This window comes from Wolbachia endosymbiont of Pentidionis agamae, assembly GCF_036711655.1.
Taxonomy (GTDB): Bacteria; Pseudomonadota; Alphaproteobacteria; order Rickettsiales; family Anaplasmataceae; genus JAZHPY01.
Genome location: NZ_JAZHPY010000103.1, coordinates 1 through 2,930, shown reverse-complemented (window position 1 = coordinate 2,930; position 2,930 = coordinate 1). Strand labels below are relative to the sequence as shown.

Here is a 2,930-nt window from a genome sequence, read left to right as displayed (position 1 = left end):
TACTCTGCTGAAGTTTCTGACCACTTCACATCTTTAAATCTACAATCTAATTGCAAAAACTGAAAAAATTTATTTATTGCATTTCTTTCCCCAGAAATTGTGGCATTGATGCCTTCTTCTGCAAGAAGTACTGTACCCTTTAACTTCAAGTTATCACATACATTTTTTATTTCACTCTTCATATCGTAATAATTAAAAAGATTTACAAAATGGTAAAAAGTAGCAATAGTAAAATTCATAATTATAATAATTTCAAAATACAAAGAACTGTATTCAAGTTATAACCTTACCTTTTAAATTAAATTTTAAACCACGAATAAAACTCTCGATATCACAAGGCTTTTTGCCTTCTATTTGTACAATTTTTGGTATAAAGATATCTTGATGTAATCTTATATGCATAGAGTTATTAATAATAGCGCCAATATTCTCTTCACTATTAATATTACATGAAATACAACTAGCATCAAGTATTCTTATTCTCTTTCCTTCCAAGTTAAAAAATGCTTTTGGATATAAAGCTTTTACTTTTCTGCAAGCACTTTCACAAGTATCAGTTATATATATTTTATAGTCAGAAATTTTGCTTGCGTAACATACGCCATTTTCTTCTTGGAAAATAGGAGATACATTTGCAATATCGTCTAGTACTTCAATAAGTAGCTTGCTTCCTAGCTTAGATAATTTGTCATGTAACATGCTATAATTATAATCTTTTTCAAGATGAATCTTATCCTGCTTTAAAATATCTCCAGCATCAAGCATTTCATTCATTTGCATTATACTCACTCCAGTTTCTTCATCGCCTGCTAAAATTGCATGTTGTATAGGTGCTGCACCACGCCACCTTGGCAAAAGAGATGGGTGAATATTAATACATCCATACTTAGGGATATCTAAGACTTTTTTTGGTAGAAAAAGTCCGTAAGCTGTAACAACTATTACATCAGGTTTTAGATTTCTTAATATTTCTTGTTCTTTCACAGAATTTAAAGAAGACGGAATATAAACTTTTAAATTATTTCTCTCAGATGCAATGTGGACAGGTGTTTTTGTATTTTTTTTTCCACGTCCTGAAGGCTTTGGAGTTCTTGTATAAACTGCAATTACTTCATGTTTTGATTTTAGTAATGAATCTAATGGAGTTAAAGCAAATTCCGGTGATCCCATGAAAATGATTCTCATTGTTTTAGTATTATGTTTCCAAGTTACAGAGACAGTAGTGTAAAGATAGCAAAAACTTTTCTTTAGTAAATCTTTTTTCTTTTGATGAAACAATTTACTTGTAACGATTTTACCACAATTCTGAAAGCCCATATGGCTACTAACACGTTAGGTAGTGTTAACATCTACTTAATATAAAATATTGAATTTTTAAAATACAGATATAGACAACTCCAAATTCAAGCTGTCAAGTTGAATACCAAACAAACATTTACGTCTACTTCGGCAATAGAACGTCTTTCATCAGTATATAGGAGGTTAAAAAGAGAGGAGTTTCTTCGATTAATGGTGATGAACTTAAGTAACATTCAATAGAACTTCCCCAAAAAAGCAAAAACGATTTTTTCAGGAAAAAGCGCAGTATCAAAACATAAGTTATTACGAAAAAAATAGCAAAAAGATCATTTGCACATCTTTTTTAAAAGGTAGAAACACGATTTGTTGGTCTTCAAAATCTCAATTGTGACTTAGAAAACAGTAAAAAAGTAAGGAAAAGAGAATAAACTCGGGTGCATATCATAAAAGAACTACCAAATTATTTTGCTTTGTAGAATGATCTTTGCAAGGCTATAAACAAAAATTTGCGTCCTGTCAAGTTACAAAAACCAACCAGACTGTTACTGCATAAGAAATACTTACCATGCTTTATCATAAATCTTTATGCAAAAATTTTAAAGCTTTTTATCTTCAATAATCATATAAATCAGAGTCCAAACTCCACCATAGGTTTATCGCATTAAAATCTATGGTTTTGTGGTATTTAGCATTGCTTTTGCAATTGTTCTGTAAGCAACAGAAATTTCATAAACAAGATTTTCAAAGGAATTATAAAAATTTGCACGATTAGATGGCTGGTTTTTTGCTTTAAATTGCACTTGATAATTAATGAAATTGGTAAAATTCAAGTAGTTATACTGATCAAAGGTAAGTGATACCTTGGCTAGATTTGACTAAGAAATTTTTTTTTTAGTGATAAAGGCTGTATCAAGAAGGAGCTCTTTGAAAAACTTTTTGATAGAGGCCTAAAACTCGTGACTAAAGTGAAAAAAGGTACAAAAAACACACTAATTTCGATGAAAGATAAGATTTTGCTCAGGAAAAATTGATTATAGAAACGGTCTTTAATTGCTTAAAACAAGTTTGAGATCGAGCATAATAGATACAGATCTCTGATAAATTTCTTGTGCATATTCTTTCTACATTAGTTTCTTACTCTATATAGCCTAAAAAGGCCAGAATTTTACTGATTTATTTCACGCAGTAATCTGCAACCGTGGTTATTAAGTAATTTTTGCATTGATGTTATAGTGCTAAATGCTCCCTTTTGTATTGCTCTATTACTACTATTGTTGTTTTACAATGTAACCATACAATAATGACTCCTTATCTGTATATCATATCTGTAACCATACCTACTAACTCTCATCCTATAATCCTCTCAAATGTTGCTTTTACATAAATAAAATGCGAGAACTTTTCTCTCTCTAGCTCTTCTATTTTTTTGTATTTTATAAATTTGAAAAAGGTCTATTTTCCCTAAGAATCTTAAATTTGTAAAAATAATTAAGAGAAATACCGAAGAACAAAATTTTTAATATTAATTAAATTATTTTTAATTTTAATAAATTCATGAATTAAGTCATTTTTAACAAATGAAAAATACAATTTACCTATAAATATAATTTTGTAAGAGGAAAATAATGAAT

The 2,930-nt window shown here is 29.0% G+C and carries 1 protein-coding gene and 2 pseudogenes; 1 reads left to right on the top strand and 2 read right to left on the bottom strand.

Annotated features, from left to right (window positions below; genetic code table 11):
- Together V6U76_RS04975 and fmt are read right to left on the bottom strand one after the other, a co-directional pair.
- Positions 1-239 (bottom strand): annotated as a pseudogene (locus V6U76_RS04975) (hypothetical protein); the annotation flags it as partial.
- A gap of 34 nt (positions 240-273) precedes the next feature.
- The gene (fmt, locus tag V6U76_RS04970; RefSeq protein ID WP_333024023.1) at positions 274-1,185 is read right to left on the bottom strand and encodes a methionyl-tRNA formyltransferase; all 912 of its coding nucleotides are present in this window, start codon (positions 1,183-1,185) and stop codon (positions 274-276) included.
- A 538-nt stretch (positions 1,186-1,723) separates the two neighbouring features.
- Between fmt and V6U76_RS04965 the strand changes: the two are divergent.
- Positions 1,724-2,446 (top strand): annotated as a pseudogene (locus V6U76_RS04965) (transposase).
- The last annotated feature ends 484 nt before the right edge of the window (positions 2,447-2,930 follow it).

What these genes read in the sequence shown, in the direction of transcription:
- fmt (WP_333024023.1), bottom strand. Translation starts at nt 1,185, where the DNA reads ATGAGAATCATTTTCATGGGATCACCGGAATTTGCTTTAACTCCATTA.